Raw genomic sequence first — 20,008 nt, forward strand, 5'->3', positions numbered from 1 at the left:
CCTACCTTCCCAGTGAACCGGCCATTTCCCTGGCCACGGTGACGTCGTCGAATGGCAGGACGCGCACATTGTCGCCGCTGCCGATGATCTGCCCCTGTTCGTGCCCCTTGCCGGCGATGAGGACGACGTCCCCCGCACCGGCCTCGGCGACGGCAAGACGAATCGCCTCGCGCCTGTCGCCCACTTCCCTCGCACCCTCAGCCATCCCGGCGAGGATCATCGCCCGGATGGTCGCCGGGTCTTCCCCGCGCGGATTGTCGTCGGTGACGATGGCGAGGTCCGCCCCCGCGCTCGCCACTTTGCCCATTTCCGGGCGCTTGCCCTGATCCCGGTCGCCGCCCGCGCCGAACACGGCTATGAGCCTGCCCGTCACATGCGGCCGCAGCGCCGCGATGGCGGCTTTTAAAGCGTCCGGCGTATGCGCGTAATCGACGTAGATCGGCGCGCCGTTCGTGTTGAGACCCGCCCGCTCGATCCGGCCACGCACGGTGACGAGGCGCTTCATCGCGTCGAACGTCGCGTCCGCGTCGCCGCCGCTGGCGATCACCAGACCGGCTGCGACCAGCGAGTTCGCCGCCTGATAGGCGCCGATCAGCGGCAGGTCGATCTTGCGCGCCTTGCCCTCAAATTCGATCTCCAGCGTCTGGCCGAGGCTCGTGGGCGTGCGCTTGACGAGGCGGATTGCCTCACCCTTCTCGCCCACGGTGAATAGCGTGAGGCCGCGCGCCTTCGCATGCTCGATCGCCTTGTCTGACCACACGTCGTCGGCCCAGACGACCGCCGTGCCGCCGTCAACCACGACTTCGTCGAACAGACGCATCTTCGCGGCGAAGTACTCGTCCATCGTCGCGTGATAATCGAGGTGATCGCGACTGAGGTTGGTGAAGGCGCCCGCCATCACGCGCGGCCCTTCGATGCGGAACTGCGACAACCCGTGGCTCGACGCTTCGTAAGCGACATGCGTGACGCCCTCGCGCGCCAGACCAGAGAGGTTGGCGAGGAAAGTCGCGATGTCAGGCGTGGTCAGGCCGGTGGAGACGGTTTCGTCCCCTGTCGTCACGCCCAGCGTGCCGATCGAGGCGGCCCGTTCGCCCGCCATGCGCCAGAGCTGGCGGGTCAGCTCGACGGTGGAGGTCTTGCCGTTGGTGCCGGTCACCGCCACCAGCGTCTCGGGCACCGGCGCGAAGAACGGCGCGGCCAGTTGCGCGAAGAGGCGGCGCGGTTCCTCGGCAGCGAAATGGATCGCGCCTTCGACCACCGCATCGGGATGCGCGACGATCGCCAGCGCGCCCGCCTTGACGGCGGCGGCGATGAAGTCCTCGCCATTGAACTTGGTGCCGCGAAATGCGCCGAACACGGTGCCCGGCGCGACCTTGCGGCTGTCGATCGCGAAGCCGGTGACGTTTGCATCACCGTCAATCGCAGGCAGTCCGGCAGCAGCACAAAGGGCCGAAAGCTTCATTCTCCGTCGCTCCCCTGCGGCACCAGAGGCCGCAGATCGGTAGTATCGATGTCGCGGGTTTCGTCGGGCATGACACCCAGCAAAGGCCCGATGCGCGGCACCACGCGCTGGATCACCGGAGCGGCGTTCCAGGCGGCGGTGCGCTGGTACGAGGTGGCGGCGGTGCCCTGCGGCTCGTCCATCATGGCGATGACGACGTAGCGCGGCTTGTCCATCGGGAAGGCGGCGGCGAACGTCGCGATCAGCGAGTGGTGGCGATAGCCGCCCACGCCCGGCTTTTCGGCCGAACCGGTCTTGCCGCCGACGCGGAAGCCGGGGGCGTCCGCCTTGCGGCCGGTGCCGTACTGCACGATCATGCGCAGCAGCTGGCGCACGCGGGCGCTGGTGGCGGCAGTGAACACGCGGCGACCGGCGGGCACGTCGGCAGGGGCCAGCTTCTTGAGCGTGGCCGGACGCCAGATGCCGCCGTTGACCAGCGCCGCATAAGCCGAGGCCAGATGCAGCGGCGTCACCGCGATGCCGTGGCCGTAAGCGACCGTCATCGTGCGCAGGCGCGGCCACTCACCGCGCGGCCAGATCGGGAAGCCCTTCGCGGGCAGTTCTACGTAAGGCCGCTGGTTCATGCCCAGTGCCTCCATCGTCTTCTTGAGCCGCACGCCGCCCAGTTCGTCGGCGATGCGCGCGGTGACGGTGTTGGACGAATGGATCAGCGTCTCCGGCACGTTCAGCGAGGCGCCGTAGTTGTGCAGGTCGTGGATGGTGAAGCGGCCGACATGCAGCGGCGTCGCGGGCCATTGCTTGCCAAGGTCGGTCACCACGCCCGCGTCGAGCGCGGCGGCGACGGTGATCGGCTTGAAGGTGGAGCCCAGTTCGTAGACCTGGTTGGTCACGCGGTTGAAGCCGTGCGGCACGTCACCGTTGCGGGCTTCCTCGGCGGAAATCACCATGTCGGTCGGCTTCACGTGGTTCGGATCAAACGAGGGCAGCGAGGCCAGCGCGAGGATCTCGCCGCTGTCCACGTCGAGCACGACGCCCGCCGCGCCCTTGGCGGCGCTGAGCTGCATCGCGCGCGCCAGTTCGTCCTCGAGCGCGCTCTGGACGCGGAAGTCGATCGACAGCGTCGCGTGGCCGGTGCGGCCTTCGGGGCTGATGAGCTGGTCGTTGAAGGCCTCCTCCATGCCGACCTTGCCCTTGCCGTAGCTGTCGACATAGCCGAGCACGTGCGCCGCCATCGACCCTTGCGGGTAGAAGCGCGTCGCCTCCAGCGGGAATTCCAGCGCCGGTTCGCCCAGCGCGTGGACCTTGTTCGCGTCCTCGGGCAGCAGCGACTTGCGGAGGTACGCAGGCTTGCCTGCGCGCAGCTTGGCGAGGATTTCGTCGCGGTCGAGATCGGGGAAGATGCGCAGCAGGCCCGCGGTCACCTCTTCCGGCGAGTGGATCAGCGCCGAGCCCTCGGTCATCGCCTTGGGGTTGTACCAGAGCGAATAGACGCGGAAGTCGCGCGCCAGCGGTACGCCGTTGCGGTCGACGATGTCGCCGCGCGCGGGGATCAGCATGTCGGCCAGATCGCCCTGACGCGGGCCGACCCCGGTGAAGCCGAGATAGACGATGCGGAAGATCGCCAGCACCGTCACCAGCATGAAGACGGCCAGGATCCACAGCATGCGCGCCTTCGCCGTGAGCAGCGAGCGCTGGCGCACGTTCACCAGACGGCGGCGGCCGACCGAGACGGTGGTGGGGATCGTCCCGAGGGGAAACGCCGGGGCGTTCACTGCTGGGCAGCCTCCGCCACTTCGATGCGGGCCAGGCGCTTGCCGAGCGCGGCGGCGTCACGCGCGATCGCCTCGCGCTCCGGGTCGCGGGTTTCCGACTTCGGCTTGTCGGTGATCGCAGCCGCCGTCGCCCCCGCGACCGGCGAAACCATAGCGAGCAGCGAGCCGCCCTCACCCTTCGAGCCATCGCCCTGCACTTCGGCATTGGCGTAGCGGATCGGCGCGGGCGCGCCCGGGCCAGCGGGCACGCCGAGCGCGGCCAGCTGGCGCTCGCCCTCGATGTACTGGCCGGCGGTGGGCGCCTTGTAGCCGAACTCCAGATCGTTGAGGTCGCGCAGCGCCTGCTGGTTGGAGCGGGTCTGGAACTCGGTCTGGAGGAAGTCGATGTCGCGCTTGACCCAGACGATCTTCTTGTCGGTATCGTGGACCTGGCTCTTCACCGCATTCACGCGCAGCGTCAGGCCCACGGTGCCCGCAAAACAGACAACGAGGACCGAGACCCAGCCGATCGATCGGATCCGATCACTGGTAAGGTTCATGCGACTTTCCTTCGGCCGGGGGTGCCATAAGGCTCTCTTGGGGGGGTATTGGTACGAACTGCGCTGCGCAGGGTTGCCGAGCGCGAGCGCGGGTTCACTTCCAGCTCGGCCTCACCGGGACGCACGCCCTTGGACACCTTCTCGAAAGGCGCGGGCGCAGTGGCCGTCTGCGGCAGATGGCGCGAGGTGGACTGACCGGCGCTGCTGGCATCGCGCAGGAAGCGCTTCACCTTGCGGTCCTCGAGGCTGTGGAACGTCACCACCGCCAGCCGCCCGCCGCCCTGCAGCAGCGTCTCGGAAGCCTCCAGCGCCGCGTCCAGTTCGTCCAGTTCGCCGTTCACGTGGATGCGGATCGCCTGGAAGGTGCGGATCGCCGGGTCCTTGGGCGCATTGCTGCCCTTGTAGGCGGGATTGTAGCCCAGTGCCTTGCGCACCACGCGGGCAAGGTCGCCGGTGGTCTCCAGCGGCCGCGCAGCGACGATGGCGCGGGCGAGGCGGCGCGACTGGCGCTCCTCACCGTAGAGATAGAGCACGTCGGCGATCTGCGCCTCGTCCGCTTCGTTGACGAAGTCGGCGGCGGACATGCCGTCCTGGCTCATGCGCATGTCGAGCGGGCCGTCGGAACCGAACGCGAACCCGCGCCCCGCCTGATCGAGCTGCATCGAGGACACGCCGATGTCCATCACCACGCCGTCAACCTTGTCGACCCCCACATCTCCAAGGCCTTCGACCATTTCGGAGAAGCGGCGGGCGTGCAACACGAGGCGCGGCGGATTGCTGGCGAGTTCGGGCCATTTCCCCGGATTGTTTTGCACAGCGGCGATCGCATCGGGATCGCGGTCGAAGGCATGCACCGTCGCGCCCTCGTCGAGCAGGCGGCGGGTATAGCCGCCGGCACCCAGCGTCGCATCGACGATGAGGTCGCCGCCCCGGGGGTTCAGGGCGGCGACCACCTCCTCAAGGAGCACGGGGATATGGGGGATACCGGGGGCACTCACGACTTCTTGGCCTTTGCGATTTCGGCTTCCTGCAGCGAGCGGCAGGTGGCGATGGCGGCCTCGAACGCGGGGTCTTCGGCGTGCTTGTAGAGTTCGTCGGGGTTCCAGATCAGGATGCCGGTGCGGCCGATGCCCTGGAAGAACAACTGCTCCCCCACGGCGGCGAGACCGGCGAGCGCCTCGGGCATGGTGAAGCGGCCGCTGCCGTCGAAGGGCACCTGCTGGAAGTTGTAGAGCTGCATCGCGCGGCTATCGCGATTGAAGGGCTTGCCGGCGGTATCTGCACGCACCTGCTCGGCATCGAGCTGGGTTTCGAAATCCTCGACGCGGGAGAGGCCGAAACCGACGAGGCACTTCCAGTCGGCGTGCTTGGCAAGGCACAGGACGTCCTTGCCGCTCGAATCCCGTACGGGAGAGCGAAGCTCCTTGGGCAGCACGAAGCGGTTCTTGTCGCGCAGAAGCGAGAAGCCCGGTCCGCTGTAGATGTATGGCTGCCCCGCCATGACTGTCCGAAATCGCCCCTAAGTTGCCGTCCCGGAACATGAAGACCCCCTCGCCCGGCGACGCATGCGCGCCGGTTTCCGTGACCCGAGACGGGCACGGCAGGAATCAGCCTTTCCGATTGACAGTGGTTCTATATCGGGAATGTCGGGGATTAAAGGGAAATATGGGGATGAACGGCCACTTTTGCGCCGAAATGTGGGAGTTGCGGCGAACCGTGGCGGAACGTTCCGTGAATCCCGAGAGTGAGGTATCGCACAATATCGTTGAGAATCAGAAAGATTCGATCTTTCCCGCGCTGATCCCGCGCCATCCCCGGTTTCAGAGAGTTCATCCCCGGTCTTCCCGGCGAGATGCTATCTCGCGAGACGACGCAGAAAATCGGCCAGAACGGCCTGGCTTCGGCGCAAATCCTCGGAGTCATCAGGATTTTCGAGCACCGCCGCATCCGCCATGGCCAGAACGCGCCCCTTCCCCGAGGCACAGTCGGCAAGCAATCCCCGCGCCTCGATTCGGCACCTGGCGACCACATCCCCGGCTTTCCCCGAGGCGCCCCCGGATTTCCCCAAGACACGGAACCGGCCGGGCAGGTTCACAGGGATACTGCCCTCCAGCCGCTTTCCGGCAGGCTGGCCTTCATCGAATTCCAGTTCCAGCCCCCAGCGCGCCAGAATCGGCGAGAGCATCGCGATATCCTGCGGCCGCCGGGGATCGCCGGGGGCGAACAGCGAATGCCCGGTAAGCATCGGGTCCACGAACAGCAGCACGCGCCCTCCCCCGCGCACCCAGGCGTCGAGCGCGACGTTCTCCTGCGCCGTCAGCGGGCGCGGCTGGGCGAGGACCAGCAGACCGTCCTCCGGCAGCGGGAGCGCACCTCGCGCATCGGCGAGGGTGTCGAGCGGAACGACGCGGCCTTGCGCGCGCAAGGCCTCCAGCGCCCAGTGTGGCGCGCCGTCATCGGCGAGCAGGCCCTTGATATCCGCGCTCTCGTTCCAGGCGATCGGCAGGCTGGAGTAGAGGCCGATCACCTCGCCGCCCGGCGGCCGGGGCGCAGCGCCCTGCCCGCATGCGGCGAGCAGAAGCCCCGCAACTAGGAAGGCTGCAGGCCAGCCCTTCATCCCATTCCCCTCTCGTCATTGCGAGCGCAGCGAAGCAATCCAGGGCCGCGTAAACCGCGCTGGATTGCTTCGCTGCGCTCGCAATGACGGAAGAAGGGAATCAGGGCGTCGTCGGCGCCGAGGGATCACCGGTCATCTCCATGCCCGGCGTGGGCGACGTGGATGCGCCGGGATTCTGGGCCGGATTCTGGGTGGGCGTCGGCGTCGGGCTGGGATCGGCGGCGGGGACGACGCCGATGTCGGCGAGCGGATCGCTGGCCGTCTTGGTCGGCTTGGCGTCCACCGCGACGACGTCCTGGATCGGATCGATCGAATCGGTCAGCCGCATGCGGTCGCGAATGACGTTGGCGAGGCCGACGATCAGCAGCATCGCGCATAGCCCGAACAGCCCGATCTGCAGGCGATAGACCGCCTGCGACCGCAGTTCCCGCGAGGACGGCGGCACGTAGTGCTGGGCGGTCTGCAATGGTTCCAGAATGGAGTGCGACTCGATCATAAGGGCGGACGTTTTCCTGCCATCTGTGGCGGGTTTACATCACCTCGCCAGCCAAGGGAAGACCGGCAGGCTTTTCGATTCCAGCCACTCGGCATTGTAGAGCGAGGACAGATAGCGGAAGCCGGTGTCGCACAGGATCGTCGCGACGCGCGGGTCCTCGCGGCCTTCCTCGACCAGCTTGCGGCCGAGCGCGACCGCGCCCGCCACGTTGATGCCGGACGAGAGGCCGAGGCACAGCCCTTCCTCGCTCAGCAGGCGGCGGACCCATTCGAGGCCATCTTCGTCCGAGATGCGGAACTGGGTGTCGATCGGCGCGCCTTCGAGGTTGGCGGTGATGCGCCCCTGCCCGATGCCCTCGGCGACGGAGTTGCCCTCGGCCTTGAGTTCACCGTTGGCGTAGTAGTTGTAGAGCGCGGCGCCGTGCGGGTCGGTCAGGGCGACGACGATGTTCTCGTCGAAGGCCTTCAGGCCCATGCCGGTCCCGGCGATGGTGCCGCCGGTGCCTGCCGCACAAGTGAAGCCGTCGATGCGGCCGCCCATCTGTTCCCAGATTTCGGGCGCGGTCGATTCGATGTGGGCCTTGCGGTTGGCGATGTTGTCGAACTGGTTGGCCCAGATCGCGCCTTCGGTCTCCTCGGCCAGACGCCGCGAGGTATGGACGAAGTGCCCCGGGTTCGAGAACGGCGCGGCAGGCACCAGCACCAGTTCGGCGCCGAGCGCGCGCAGCGTGTCCATCTTCTCGCGCGACTGCGTCTCGGGCATGACGATGACGGTCTTGTAGCCCAGCGCATTGGCGACGAGCGCAAGGCCGATGCCGGTGTTGCCCGCCGTGCCTTCGACGATCGTGCCGCCGGGCTCGAGCAGGCCCTTTTCCTCGGCGTCGCGCACGATCCACAGCGCCGCGCGGTCTTTCACCGAGGCGCCGGGGTTGGCGAATTCGCACTTGCCCCAGATTTCGCACCCGGCGGCCTCGCTCGGCCCCTCCAGGAGCACCAGCGGAGTATTGCCGATCAGGTCGAGCGTGGAAGCACGGGGTTGCGGGGCAGTGGCCAAAGTCGCGGTCATGGCGCGACAGTTAGGAAGCCCGGAGGCGAGGTGCAATCTGTTTCGGTGCGCTTTCGACATCCGTCGAAAGCTGCGGCACCGGCCCTCACCCCCACCCGGCCTCCCATCAGGATACGCTAGTGGGAGGCCGGGTGGGGGTGAGGGCCGGTGCCGCATCCGCGCGCAAGCGCGGAAAAACGTCAGTCTTCCGGCGCGATCGTGACCTTCAGGCCTTCGAGGTCGGCGGTCACCGGCACCTGGCACGACAGGCGCGAGGTCTCGTTGCGGTGGTCCGAACTGTCGAGCAGGTCGTTCTCGTCCTCGCTCATCGCGGGCAGCTTGTCGGCGAAGGCAGGGTCGACGAAGACATGGCAGGTCGCGCACGAGCAGCAGCCGCCGCACAGCGCCAGCAGTTCGTCGAAACCTTCGTCGCGGATCACTTCCATCAGGGTGCGGCCCTCGGGCGCATCCACGGTCTTCTCTTCACCCGACTGATTGACGACGATGATCTGCGGCATGGCTCTCGATTCCCCTTATGATACACCCTGTATCGTATTTGTCTTTGTATGCGCACTTGCCGCAGGCTGCTAAAGGCTGCAACCCCCTTTTGCAAGGTAGCCGAATTCATGGGTTTGACCGCAGACGAACTTCGCCTTGGCCTCGACACGATCGCCCGGAAAGAGCCGGCGATCGGGCGTGCGATCGAACGGGCGGGCTATCCGGAGCCGCGCATCCGCGCCACCGGCTATGCCACGCTGCTGCGCACCATCGTCGGCCAGCAGGTGAGCGTGGCCGCCGCCGCTTCGGTCTGGGCCAAGCTGGAGGCGCTGCTGGGCGACACCATCGCCCCCGAAGCCCTGCTCGCCGCCGAGTTCGACGCCCTGCGCGGCTGCGGCCTGTCGCGCCAGAAGCAGGGCTATGCACGCTCGCTGTGCGAACTGGTGGTGGCCGGCAGCCTCGACCTGGACGCCCTGCCCGCCGACGACGAGGAAGCCATCGCGCAGCTGGTGCGGATCAAGGGCATCGGCCGCTGGTCGGCGGAAATCTACCTGCTGTTCGCCGAAGGCCGCCCCGACATCTGGCCCGCGGGCGACCTTGCGGTGCAGGTGGGCCTGGGCAAGCTGCTGGGCCTGGAGGAACGTCCGAGCGAGAAGCTGACCCGCGAACTGGCCGAAGACTGGCGCCCGCACCGGGGCGCGGCGGCGATCTTCACCTGGCACTGCTACAACAACCCGGCGCTGTGAACCCTGCCGGCCCTGCCGCAAGGTGACAGGTTTACACGGTTTACACGGTCCAGGCAGAGAGAAAGGTGTCACCTTGCAGCCGTCTGTCATGCGGGCGCTGCACGGAAGAAGGATGCGAGGGCGGGCCATCGGGCGACGGTATCGCGACGGGAACGCTGTAGGAAAGCGGCCTTTGAGCAGTGCGCATCGAGCGAAGCCCGATACTCCCCGTTCCGGAGAGGATGCCGCCTAAACCAGCCTCTCGATGAACCGCGCCATGGCCGCGTCGCGCGCGCTGAGCCCGCCCGCGTCGTGCGTGGTCAGCGTGATCCGCACGGTGCCGTAGACGTTGAACCATTCCGGGTGATGATCCGCCTTTTCGGCTTGGAGCGCCACGCGGGTCATGAACCCGAACGCCGCATTGAAGTCGGCGAACTTCAGTTCCGTCTCGATGGCGAGGCCGTCCGCCCGCAGGTTCCAGCGCGGCAGTTCGGCGAGCAGGGTGTCGCGCTCGGCGTCGGTCAGGCGAGATATGGCCATTTCGGTCTCCTTGGCAGTCCCCAGCGTTTCCCCTAAGGCTCCAGCCCATGCAAGCGCCCTCGATCACCGTAACCGATCTCGCGTGCCGACGCGGCGACAGGGTGCTGTTCGCCGGGCTCTCGTTCGCGCTCGCGGCGGGGGCGGCGCTGCAGGTGGTGGGCACCAATGGCATCGGCAAGTCGAGCCTGCTGCGCATCGTCGCCGGCCTCGCCCCGGCCTTCGCGGGCACGGTCGCGGTGGCAGGCGGCGTCGGCCTGCTCGACGAGCGGCCCGCGCTCGATCCGGCGCTGCCGCTGGGCCGGGCGCTGGCGTTCTGGGATGCGCTGGACGGCGCGGGCGACATGCAGTTGCAGCGCCTGGGCCTGGCCGGGCTGCTCGACGTACCGGTGCGCTATCTGTCGACCGGGCAGAAGAAGCGCGCGGCGCTGGCCCGGCTGCTGGGGCAGCGGGCCCCGGTCTGGCTGCTCGACGAGCCGCTCAACGGGCTCGACGGCCACGCGGCGGCGCTGGCCGAGGCGCTCACCGCCGAACACTGCGCGGCTGGCGGCATCGCCGTGATCGCCTCGCACCAGCCGTTCCGCCTGCCCGCGCTCGCCACCCTCGCCCTGGCGGAGCATGCCGCGTGAGCCGCGCCATCGCCCTCCTGCGCCGCGACCTCGCGCGTCTCCTGCTGGGCGGGCGCGGCGGCGGCGCGCTGCTGCCGGTGCTGTTCTTCCTGTGCGTGGCGATGCTCTATCCCTTCGCAGTGGGGCCCGACGCGCCGCTGCTGGCGAAGACCGGCGGCGGGGTGATCTGGGTCGCCGCGCTGCTCGCCGCGATCCTGCCGCTCGACCGGCTGGTGGAGCCCGACATCGAACAGGGCCTGTTCGACCAATGGGCGCTGCGCGGCATCTCGGAGGAACTGGTGATCGCGGTGCGGGTGCTGGCGCACTGGATCAGCTTCGGGCCGCCGCTGATGCTCGCCGCCCTCCCCGCCGCCGCGCTGCTGGGGCTGGACGGGCGGGCGCTGCGGATCGTCGAGATCGGCCTGCTAGCGGGCACGCCGGGGCTGGCGGCGCTGGGCGTGACGGTGGCGGCGCTCACCGCCGGCCTGCGCGGCGGCGCGGCGCTGGGCGGGCTGCTGGTCATCCCGATGGCGGTGCCGGTGCTGATCTTCGGCGCCGGCAGCCTGGGCACCGGCGGGACGAGCGGCCTGGCGCTGACGGCGGCGGCCAGCCTCGTCCTCCTCGCCATCGCCCCGTTCGCGGGCGGCGCGGCGGTGCGCGCGGCGCGGGGTTAGGGTATCGCCGCAGCGGTTGGCGCTCTACCGGGCCCCGCGCATAGTGGGGCTTTTCGAGGATCCGCAATGCCCGAACCGATCACCGGCCCCTACGACTTCGACGCCGCCGCCCGCATGGCCCAGACGGTGGCGAACGGCCCGCGCTACGCCCCGCTGCGGCTGGAAGACGTCGGCCCGGAGGGCATGGAGCAGGTCCAGGTGATCCGCGCCGCCTTCTCGATCCCGGACAGCCGCCCCTTCCCCGACGTCAGCCTCATCACCTTGCGCCATCCGGGCATGTTCAAGGGGCAGATGGTGCTGGGCATCGAACTGGCCAAGGGCCTCATCCCCGCCCGCGACCGGGAACTGGCGGTGCTGCGCATCGCCTGGCTCACCCGCGCGCCGTTCGAATGGAGCGAGCACGTCGACATCGGCAAGGCCTTCGGGGTTACGGGCGAGGAGATCGAGCGCGTGATCGCCGGTTCCTCGGCCGCCGGCTGGAGCGCGCATGAGGCGGCGGTCCTGCGCGGGGTGGAGGAACTTCTCGCCGACCACTGCCTGAGCGATGCGACATGGGACAGCCTGGCACGGACCTGGGACGAGAAGCAGATGCTCGAATTCCCGATGCTGGTCGGCTCCTACCTGATGACGGCGCTGCAGCAGAACTCGCTCAAGATCCAGCCCAAGGGCGGCTTCGACTACCGGTGATTCGCGTGAACGTGATTCGGCGCCCCTGATTCGGCCGGAGTGATTCGGCCGAAATGATTCGCGGCGTGTGATTCGCTTTTTCGGGCCACGCCGGACTGTGGGTACTACTGTGGATAAATGCGGGACGGCCCGGGCATAGCCTGTGCGCGATTTGCCGCCCGCTTCGCCGTGCATCTTCGCAACCGGCCGGCAGATCGGCGGAAATCTGTGGGTTTCGCCGTCTCCATGACCTTGGAAAAAGACGGCCGGGGCGGGCAAGGCAAGGAGCCGCCCCGGCCAAGGTCACAGGATGGGAGAAACGCCCCATGACAAGCGTTTCTCCGGGCTTGGTGCAGGCTTGACGAGAGGAGCAAGCCGCGTAACAGTAGCTAATGATAATCATTCGCATGTGCAAGCCCTAAAAGGAGACCCGCCATGTACAAGTACGTCGACCGCCCTCTCAGCAGCCTCGACGAGGGTTGCCGGTTCCTCGTCTGGTCCATGCGGGCCTGGGTCACCGCGATCGGGCACAAGCGCTGCCCGGCGCAGCTCCTGGCCCCGGCTTTCGCGCGCTGGCGCATGATCGGGGGGCTGCAGCCCTTCCACCGCGCGATGGTGCTGCTCAACCGCGATGCGCTCGATACCCTGGCGTTCTGCCCGATGGGCTGCAGCCATGTGTCCGAGCACGAGGCGGTGATCCTCGAACTCATCACCTCGCTGCGCGACCGCGGGCCGAGCGCCACGCGCGAGACGCTGGACCTCGTGGTGACCGAGGAAAGCGTGGGCGACATGCTCGACACGCTGTCGAAGATCGGCGCGGCGCTCGCCGTCGCGGGGATATTTCCGGGCGAGCCGGTCGCCAACCCCGGCCGCATGCACTGACCTTCACGGGCGTTCGCGCAAGAGTGAAGTCGGGACGCGCTAGATAGGCGCTGACGCGGTCCGGCTTCACTCTTGCGCGAATCGGCCTCTGGCCCTGCGCGCCGGGGCTTCGACAGGCTCAGCCTGAACGGGAATGGAGGTCACTCTGCCCCCGCTTCATCCTGAGCCCGTCGAAGGGTCATCCTGAGCCCGCCGCCTCAATCCAGCGGCGCGACGTCCACCGAGAAGTACATCGCCTGGCTTCCCGCCCCCCGGAACCGCCCGTCGAGCGGCGCCACGTCGGAGTAGTCGCGGCCCATGCCGAGGAAGATGTGGTCGGTATCGGCCAGCTTGTCGTTGGTGGGATCGAAGCCGACCCAGCCCAGCTCCTCGCCGCACCACAAGTTGACCCAGGCATGCATGGCGTCGGCGCCGACCAGCCGCTCCTTGCCCGGCGGCGGCAGGGTGCGCAGGTAGCCGCTGACGTAAGCCGCCGGGATGCCGTGCGCCCGCGCGGCGATTATCATGACGTGGCTGAAGTCCTGGCACACCCCGTGGCGGCGGTTGAACGCCTCGATCGGCGGGGTGTCGGTCTCGGTCGCGTCGGCGTCGTAGGTGAATTCTTCGTGGATCGCCGACATCAGCGCGCGGCCCGCCTCCATCACCGGCATCGCCTCGTCGAGGAACGAGGCCGCCCACTGCGCGATCTCGCGCTGGGGCTGGGCGATCGGCGAGGCGAAGATGTAGCTGGCCGGCGCAAGGTCCGAGAGATCGGGCTTCTTCATCGCCCGCTCGCGCAGTTCGGCGAGACCCGGCCCGGCGGCATCCTCGACGAAGAACGGCAGCGGTTCGACCTCGACGGTGAAGCGGCTCTCGATCTGCACTTGCGACGTCGCCTCGCGCAGCGCGAAACGGGCCTCGTGGACGTGGTAGCCGCCCTGCCCCTCGACCACTTGCGCCGGCGCCGGGTCGAGCGTCAGGCGATAGTCGCTCACCACTTGCCCGTTCCACGCGGCGGGCTTCAGGCGCACGTTGAACTGCGCCATGCTCACCGCGTCGGCGTACTTGAGCGTGGTGATATGGCTGACCGAATACCTCATGGCCCATATCTCATAGCAGCGTCGTCCTCCGCTCGGCATCCTCGTTGTCGAGCTGCAGGAAGTAGCGCAGCGAGATCGCGTCGGAGAGCGCCAGCAGCTGCCCCTCGATCGCCTCCAGCCGCTCGGGCGTCATGTCCGGCGCCAGCGCCGCCTGCAATTCGCCCAGCAGCGCGCGGGCGGCGCGCAAGGGGGGCTCGGGGATATTGTCCTCGCGCGCGCTGGGCAGCGCCGAAAGGTGCGTGACGATCTGCGCCACTTGGAACACCAGCGCGCGCGGATTGTCCGGATCGAGCAGCACCAGGTCGCGCACCGCATTGGCCGAGGGCCGCGTCAGGTAGCGGCTGCGGTAGATGATCTGGCTGTCGCACAAGTCGAGCAGCAGCCCGAGCGCGATGACGTCGCCCTCCTGCGTCAGCGCGCGCGCGGTGCGGCAGATGCCTTGCGCCCGCTCCAGCCGCTGCCCGATCTCGAGGAAGCGCCAGGCGGCCGAGCGCACCATGTTTTCCGAGATCAACCCGGCCAGCGCGCTGAAATGCTCGGTCAGCCAGCGCGCGCTCGACAGCATCGACTGCGGACGATCGACCTTGATCGAGGGCATCGGCCGGCTGACGATCCGCCAGAAATCGCGCGCCAGCCGCTCACGCAAGGTCATGCCTACCTGCTGGCGGCGACGCATCAGCGCGGCGATGCCGCCCGGCAGCCGCGTCTCGGTGAGCGCCCGCGCGCAGATCGCGGCGAGTGGCAGCTTCGCGGTGGCGGCGTCGATCGTGCCGCCCTCCACCAGCAGCGCGGCCAGGCGCGGCAGGGCGGAGCCGCCTTCCCCCTCGGCGTGATCGATATTGCCGTCGCTGTCGCCGGGATTGGCCAGCAGCGCACGGACCACTCGCACCATCGCCTCGGCCCGCTCGTTGTAGCGGCCGAACCAGAACAGGTTGTCCGCCGCCTGGCTGGCGAGGATGCCGCCCCCGCGCGAGATCGCCGGCTCTCCCGCCACCCGGCTGCCCAGATGCGGCGCGGCGGCTTTCTCGTCCACCACCCACAAGTCGGCCGAAAGATCGCCGTCGCCCATCAGCGAGGTCGGCAGCGCGGTGCCGGAAGACAGGCGCGCGAAGCCGCCGGGCATCACCGTCCACCCCCCGTCGGCCGTCCGCGCCACGAAGGCGCGCACGGTGAAGGGGCGCGGCACCACTTGCCCGTCGATGATCGCCGGCGTGGTCGAAAGGTGGACGATCTCCTGCCCGCAATAGTCCATCGGCCGCCGCCACAGCGCGTCGATCAGCGCCGCCCGCCGCTTCGCATCGAGGCTGGACCCGGCCACCGGATTGCGGCTCTCCAGCCCGTCCACCGGCTGTCCGAAGGCGGGCAGCAGCGCCAGTTCCTCCAGCCGCGCGGCGACGGTGGAGCTTTCCACCGCCTGCCCGCACCACCATGTCGCGACATTGGGCAGGATCGGCGCCTCGCCCAGCAGGGTACGGCACAGGCGCGGCATGAACGCGGCGAAGGCGGCCGATTCGAGCACCTCGACGCCCGGCCAGTTGACCATCTCCACCCCGCCGCCGGCCCAGGCGTCGAACAGGCCCGGCACGCCCAACTGCGACTTGGCATCGAACGACAGCGGATCGAGCGCGGTGGTGTCGATCCAGCGCCACACCGCGTCGACGCGCTTGGGCCCGGCGATGGTGCCGACGTAGAGCTTCTCGTCGAGCACCGTCAGGTCGCGCCCCTCGACCAGCGGCAGGCCGAGGTAGCGGGCGATGTGGGCCTGCTCGGCATAAGTCTGGTTGAAGTGCCCCGGCGTCATCAGCGCGATGCGCGGATTCTCCCGGCGACACGCGGCGGCCATGCCCTCCACCATGCGCGAGAAGAATTCCGACAGGCGCCGCGCGTGGGCATCGGCCAGCAGGTTGCCGATCGCGCGCGACATCGCGAGGCGATTCTCCAGCGCGTAGCCGATCCCCCCAGCCACGCGCACCCGGTCCTGCAGCACGCGCCATTGCCCCCGGGGCCCGCGCGCGAGGTCGGCGGCGTAGACGTGGAGGAAGCGCCCCCCTGCCCCGCCACTCCCCTGCGGCGTGCGGCCGATCATCCGGCGCGCGAAAAACGGGCTGCCCGCGACCACGGCCGCCGGGAGATGGCCATCGGCCACCAGCTTCTGCTCGCCGTAGATGTCGGCGGCGATCGCCTCCATCAGTTCGGCGCGCTGGATCAACCCGCGCTCGACCTGTGCCCATTCCTGGGCGCCGACGATCAGCGGCATCGCCCCCAGCGGCCAGGCGCGCTCGTCCTCGTCGCCGGTCAGGCGGAAGGCGAGGCCGAGGTCTGCGGCATGGCGCGCGGTGGCATCCTGCAGCGCGGCGGGATCGCCGTCGGTCGCGGCGGAAAGCCCGGCGGCGACCTTGCGCCATACTTGCGCGACGGGCCGGTCGGCATCGCCGAAGAGATCCCCGCGCGAAGCCCGCGCGGCATAGCCGTCGAGCCAGCTGGCGGCGGGGGCGGTGTCGGGGCCGGAAGCAGGACGGGTCACCACGATCGCCTCCCGGCGATGTGACCGGCAAACCGCGAGCGCGGCACTGTGACACAAGGCTCCGGCACGAACCGCAAAATGGGCCCTGAAACACGTTCAGGGTGACAAAGTGCGGTAGACGCAGGCGTGCCTGCCCCCTTCATCGCGATCTGGCCGGAAAACCCCTCGAACATGCGCCTACATTAGCCGCGCGGGCCGCCTGAGGTCGAGAGTGTAGGAAAATTCGCCCGGCAGTTCCTCCGCCGGCACCGGCAGGGGCCCTGGCGAATGGCCGTGATCCTGGAACCGCGCCTTGCGCCGGGCCTCGGCCTCGTAGTCGTTGACCGGCACCGTGTCGTAGCTGCGCCCGCCCGGATGCGCGACCTGATAGACGCAGCCACCCAGCGAGCGGCCGTTCCACAAGTCGTAGATGTCGAACGTCAGCGGCGCATGCGGCGGCAGCATCGGATGCATGCTCTCCGACGGCCACCACGCCTTGTAGCGCACGCCGCCCACGCCTTCGCCGTGCGCCACCTTGGTCAGCGGCACGCGGCGGCCGTTGCAGGTGATGACGTGACGGCCTTCGACAAGCCCCGTCGCCTTGACCTGCAGGCGCTCGGTGGAGCTGTCCACGTAGCGCACGGTGCCGCCGATCGCCCCGGTTTCGCCCAGCACGTTCCACGGTTCGAGCGCGTGGCTGATCTGGAGGTTGACGCCGCCGCCCTCGACCTCGCCGTGGACCGGGAAGCGGAACATGCGCTGCGCCTCGAACCACGACGGGTCGAAGTCGTAACCCGCACGGCGCAGGTCATCCAGCACGTCGAGGAAATCGGCCCAGACGTAATGGCCGAGCATGAAGCGGTCGTGGAGCTGCGTGCCCCAGCGCACCAGCGGCCCTTCCACCGGCTCGCGCCAGAACCACGCCGTCAGCGCGCGCAGGAGAAGCTGCTGGGCGCAGCTCATCTTGCCCTCGGGCGGCATCTCGAAGCCCCGGAACTCGACGAGGCCGAGGCGGCCGGTCGGGCCATCGGGCGAGAACAGCTTGTCGATGCAGATCTCGGTGCGGTGGGTGTTGCCGGTCACGTCCACCAGAAGGTTGCGGAACAGGCGATCCACCACCCACGGCGCGGGCTGCTGCATGTGCGGACCGGGCACCTGCGAGAGCGCGATTTCCAGCTCGTAGAGCGCATCGTGCCGCGCCTCGTCGATGCGCGGCGCCTGGCTCGTCGGGCCGATGAACAGGCCGGAGAACAGGTAGCTGAGCGAGGGATGCCGCTGCCAGTAGGTGACGAAGCTCTTGAGCAGGTCCGGGCGGCGGATGAACGGGCTGTCGAGCAAGGTCGGCCCGCCCAGCACGATATGGTTGCCGCCGCCGGTGCCGATCGAGCGGCCATCGACCATGAACTTGTCGGCGGTCAGCCCGATCTCGCGCGCGCAGTCGTAGAGCGTCTCGGTGATCTCCACCGTCTCGCGCCAGCTTGCCGAGGGGTGGATGTTGACCTCGATGACCCCGGGATCGGGCGTGACCTTGAGCACCATCAGGCGCGGGTCGGGCGGCGGCGCGTAACCTTCGATGCGCACCGGCAGCTTCAGCTCCTCGGCCACCGCCTCGATCGCGGCGACGAGTTCGAGGTAGTCCTCCAGCGCCTCCACCGGGGGGATGAACACCGCGAGGTAATCCCCGCGCGGCTCGACCGTCATCGCGGTGCGCACCGCGCCTTCGATGATGTCCTGTTCGGAGGCCGGTTCGGCGAAGCTGCGCGGCTCCATCACCGCCTCGAAGCGCTGCGCGGCGCCGATCTCGCGCCCCTGGTTGCCGCGCTCGATCGCCTGGCGGCGGAAGTCGGCGAGCGGCTGGCGCGGTTCGGCGGTGTCGCGCGGGTGGATATACGGAAAATCGGCGGGCGCCACGTAAGGCAGCGAGCCCAGCGGCAGGCGATACCCGATCGCGGAATCGCCGGGCACTGCCGTCAGCACGCCCTTGCGCACACGCCAGTATTCGCTCTTCCAGCGCGGCGCGGACTTGTCGCGGGCGTTCCAGCGCTGCACCGGCAGCACGAAGCCCACCGGCTTCTCGATACCGCGCCGATAGGTCCGGCGGAAGCGGCGGGCGAGTTCCTCGTCCTCGATATGCGGGTCCATCGGCGTGGCGTTCACCGGCAGTTCGTCCTCGCGCAGCATCCACACGCCGCGATCCTCGAACACCGGCTGGACATAGTCGCTCTCCAGCCCCAGCCCCGCGGCCGCGCCCGCCAGCAGCTTGGCGGCGGAGATCACGTCGACGCTCGGCACCGGATCGGGATCGCCGCCCTTCTCCAGCGGCTTCTCCCCCGCGACCAGGCTGTCGTCGCGCCAGATCGGCACCCCGTCCTTGCGCCAGTAGATCGAATAGCCCCAGCGCGGCAGCGTCTCTCCGGGATACCACTTGCCCTGCCCGTGGTGGAGCAGCGATCCCGGCGCGAACTTCCCGCGCAGCAGGCGGATCAGGCGGTCGGCGTAGGCGGCCTTGGTCGGGCCGACGGCGGCGCTGTTCCACTCCGGCGCCTCGAAGTCGGTGGCGGCGATGAAGGTCGGCTCGCCGCCCATCGTCAGGTTGACGCCCCAGGCGGTGAGGTCCGCGTCCACCTTGTCGCCCAGCGCCAGCAGGCCGTCCCAGCGCTCGTCGGTGAATGGCTTGGTGATGCGCACCGCTTCGGCGATGCGGCTGACGTTCATCTTGAAGTCGAAATCGACTTCGGCGGGCTCGGCCATGCCCTCGATCGGCGTGGCGGAGCGGTAATGCGGCGCGGCGCAAAGCGGAATGTGCCCTTCGCCCGCGAACATGCCGGACGTGGCGTCGAGCGCGATCCAGCCCGCGCCGGGCACATAGGCCTCGGCCCAGGCGTGGAGATCGGTGACGTCCTCCAGCACGCCGACCGGCCCTTCCTTGGGCAGCACGTCGGCGACCAGCTGGATCGAATAGCCGGACACGAACCGCGCCGCGAAGCCGAGGCGGCGCAGCAGCTGCACCAGCAGCCACGCCGAATCGCGGCACGATCCGATGCCGACCTTCAGCGTCTCCTCGGGCGTCATCACGCCCTGCTCCATGCGGATCACGTAGTCGATGCGCTGCTGCAGGCGGCTGTTGATGTCGACGAGGAAATCGACCGTGCGGCCTTCGTAGTCGGCATGCTGGGCCACCAGCGCCTCGAACAGCGGGCCTTGCTCCTCAACCTCGAAATAGGCGGAAAGATCCGCTTTCATGCCTTCCGAATAGGCGAAGGGATATTCCTCCGCCTCCGGCTCCACGAAGAAGTCGAACGGGTTGATGACGGCCAGTTCCGCCAACAGATCGACCTCGATCGAGAAATGATCGACCGGATCGGGAAACACCACGCGCGCCAGCCAGTTGCCGTGCGGGTCCTGCTGCCAGTTCAGGAAATGCTCGGGCGGGCTGATCTTCAGCGAGTAGTTGGGCACCTCCGTCCGACTGTGCGGCGCCGGGCGAAGCCGGATGACCTGGGGGCCGAGACGGATGCGCCGCGAATAGCGGTAGCGGGTGAGATGGTGCAGGGCTGCCTTGATCATCGAAACGGAGTGTGCGCGATTCAATGCTGCGCTGCAACGATTGTTCAACAGTGGGCGTAAATCGGCCGTAGCGTCGTACCGCCGGGGGCTTCGACAGGGTGCGCCTGACCCTTCGACAGGCTCAGGGTGAGCGGAGGTAGAGTACACCTCCCAAGTTCCGCTCAGGCTGAGCTTGTCGAAGCCCCCACGGACATAGGCCGCCGTTTCCGCCTTAGCACTACTTTGGCAGAAGTTTGAAATGCGTGACTGATAGGCTCCCACCGCAATGAGGGCATTGGTCTGGCGGAGGTCTTGATATTCGGTCAATGATGGCCTGTCGGATGGCGGGCATGCTCGGCT

General features: G+C 68.6%; 18 protein-coding genes. 5 read left to right on the forward strand and 13 right to left on the reverse strand.

The annotated features are described in order from the left end of the window. Window position 1: 1 nt before the first annotated feature. The 9 genes from V2S85_RS19650 to V2S85_RS19690 form a co-directional block, all read right to left on the reverse strand. A complete protein-coding gene (locus V2S85_RS19650) occupies window positions 2-1,462 on the reverse strand; it encodes a UDP-N-acetylmuramoyl-L-alanyl-D-glutamate--2,6-diaminopimelate ligase (protein WP_330704511.1) in 1,461 nt (486 codons plus the stop codon). Then, window positions 1,459-3,234 carry a penicillin-binding protein 2 gene (locus tag V2S85_RS19655; protein ID WP_330704512.1) on the reverse strand — a complete coding sequence of 592 codons (1,776 nt, stop codon included), beginning with the start codon at window positions 3,232-3,234 and terminating at the stop codon, window positions 1,459-1,461. Before V2S85_RS19655 ends, V2S85_RS19650 begins: the two co-directional genes overlap by 4 nt. Then, window positions 3,231-3,773 carry a hypothetical protein gene (locus V2S85_RS19660; RefSeq protein ID WP_330704513.1) on the reverse strand — a complete coding sequence of 181 codons (543 nt, stop codon included), beginning with the start codon at window positions 3,771-3,773 and terminating at the stop codon, window positions 3,231-3,233. Before V2S85_RS19660 ends, V2S85_RS19655 begins: the two co-directional genes overlap by 4 nt. Further along, window positions 3,770-4,771: a 16S rRNA (cytosine(1402)-N(4))-methyltransferase RsmH gene (gene rsmH / locus V2S85_RS19665; RefSeq protein ID WP_330704514.1), complete on the reverse strand. Its 1,002-nt coding sequence runs from the start codon at window positions 4,769-4,771 to the stop codon at window positions 3,770-3,772. Before rsmH ends, V2S85_RS19660 begins: the two co-directional genes overlap by 4 nt. Next, window positions 4,768-5,274, reverse strand: a complete 507-nt coding sequence (locus V2S85_RS19670; RefSeq protein WP_008831098.1) for a division/cell wall cluster transcriptional repressor MraZ — start codon at window positions 5,272-5,274, stop codon at window positions 4,768-4,770. Before V2S85_RS19670 ends, rsmH begins: the two co-directional genes overlap by 4 nt. Before the next feature lie 354 nt (window positions 5,275-5,628). Next, window positions 5,629-6,390 carry a DUF4350 domain-containing protein gene (locus V2S85_RS19675; RefSeq protein WP_330704515.1) on the reverse strand — a complete coding sequence of 254 codons (762 nt, stop codon included), beginning with the start codon at window positions 6,388-6,390 and terminating at the stop codon, window positions 5,629-5,631. A 100-nt stretch (window positions 6,391-6,490) separates the two neighbouring features. Further along, a complete protein-coding gene (locus V2S85_RS19680) occupies window positions 6,491-6,886 on the reverse strand; it encodes a hypothetical protein (RefSeq protein ID WP_330704516.1) in 396 nt (131 codons plus the stop codon). Between the two features lie 39 nt (window positions 6,887-6,925). Then, a complete protein-coding gene (locus V2S85_RS19685; protein ID WP_330704517.1) occupies window positions 6,926-7,951 on the reverse strand; it encodes a cysteine synthase A in 1,026 nt (341 codons plus the stop codon). A 179-nt stretch (window positions 7,952-8,130) separates the two neighbouring features. Continuing rightward, window positions 8,131-8,448, reverse strand: coding sequence for a 2Fe-2S iron-sulfur cluster-binding protein (locus V2S85_RS19690; RefSeq protein ID WP_330704518.1), 318 nt, complete (start codon window positions 8,446-8,448; stop codon window positions 8,131-8,133). Window positions 8,449-8,556: 108 nt separating this feature from the next. Here V2S85_RS19690 and V2S85_RS19695 point away from each other — a divergent pair, with 108 nt between their 5' ends. After that, entirely contained in the window at window positions 8,557-9,174 is a 618-nt protein-coding gene (locus tag V2S85_RS19695; protein ID WP_330704519.1) for a DNA-3-methyladenine glycosylase 2 family protein, read from the forward strand. Between the two features lie 228 nt (window positions 9,175-9,402). Here the strand turns inward: V2S85_RS19695 and V2S85_RS19700 are convergent, their stop codons facing one another. Continuing rightward, the gene (locus V2S85_RS19700) at window positions 9,403-9,693 is read right to left on the reverse strand and encodes a 4a-hydroxytetrahydrobiopterin dehydratase (protein ID WP_330704520.1); all 291 of its coding nucleotides are present in this window, start codon (window positions 9,691-9,693) and stop codon (window positions 9,403-9,405) included. 47 nt (window positions 9,694-9,740) lie between these two features. Between V2S85_RS19700 and ccmA the strand changes: the two genes are divergently transcribed. From ccmA to V2S85_RS19720, 4 genes are all read left to right on the forward strand, one after another. Next, window positions 9,741-10,319, forward strand: a complete 579-nt coding sequence (ccmA, locus tag V2S85_RS19705; RefSeq protein ID WP_330704521.1) for a heme ABC exporter ATP-binding protein CcmA — start codon at window positions 9,741-9,743, stop codon at window positions 10,317-10,319. Further along, entirely contained in the window at window positions 10,316-10,972 is a 657-nt protein-coding gene (locus V2S85_RS19710; RefSeq protein ID WP_330704522.1) for a heme exporter protein CcmB, read from the forward strand. The genes ccmA and V2S85_RS19710 overlap by 4 nt, the downstream gene beginning before the upstream one ends. Window positions 10,973-11,038: 66 nt before the next feature. Then, window positions 11,039-11,659 carry a carboxymuconolactone decarboxylase family protein gene (locus tag V2S85_RS19715; protein WP_330704523.1) on the forward strand — a complete coding sequence of 207 codons (621 nt, stop codon included), beginning with the start codon at window positions 11,039-11,041 and terminating at the stop codon, window positions 11,657-11,659. 414 nt (window positions 11,660-12,073) lie between these two features. After that, a complete protein-coding gene (locus tag V2S85_RS19720; protein ID WP_330704524.1) occupies window positions 12,074-12,520 on the forward strand; it encodes a hypothetical protein in 447 nt (148 codons plus the stop codon). 197 nt (window positions 12,521-12,717) lie between these two features. Here V2S85_RS19720 and V2S85_RS19725 read toward each other — a convergent pair whose 3' ends face one another. From V2S85_RS19725 to V2S85_RS19735, 3 genes are all read right to left on the reverse strand, one after another. After that, entirely contained in the window at window positions 12,718-13,599 is an 882-nt protein-coding gene (locus tag V2S85_RS19725; RefSeq protein ID WP_330704525.1) for a transglutaminase family protein, read from the reverse strand. A 10-nt stretch (window positions 13,600-13,609) separates the two neighbouring features. Beyond that, window positions 13,610-16,126, reverse strand: a complete 2,517-nt coding sequence (locus V2S85_RS19730) for a circularly permuted type 2 ATP-grasp protein (protein WP_330704526.1) — start codon at window positions 16,124-16,126, stop codon at window positions 13,610-13,612. Between the two features lie 174 nt (window positions 16,127-16,300). Further along, window positions 16,301-19,669: a transglutaminase family protein gene (locus V2S85_RS19735; RefSeq protein ID WP_330704527.1), complete on the reverse strand. Its 3,369-nt coding sequence runs from the start codon at window positions 19,667-19,669 to the stop codon at window positions 16,301-16,303. Window positions 19,670-20,008 lie beyond the last annotated feature (339 nt).

This window comes from Novosphingobium resinovorum (assembly GCF_036352595.1).
Classification (GTDB): Bacteria; Pseudomonadota; Alphaproteobacteria; order Sphingomonadales; family Sphingomonadaceae; genus Novosphingobium; species Novosphingobium resinovorum_B.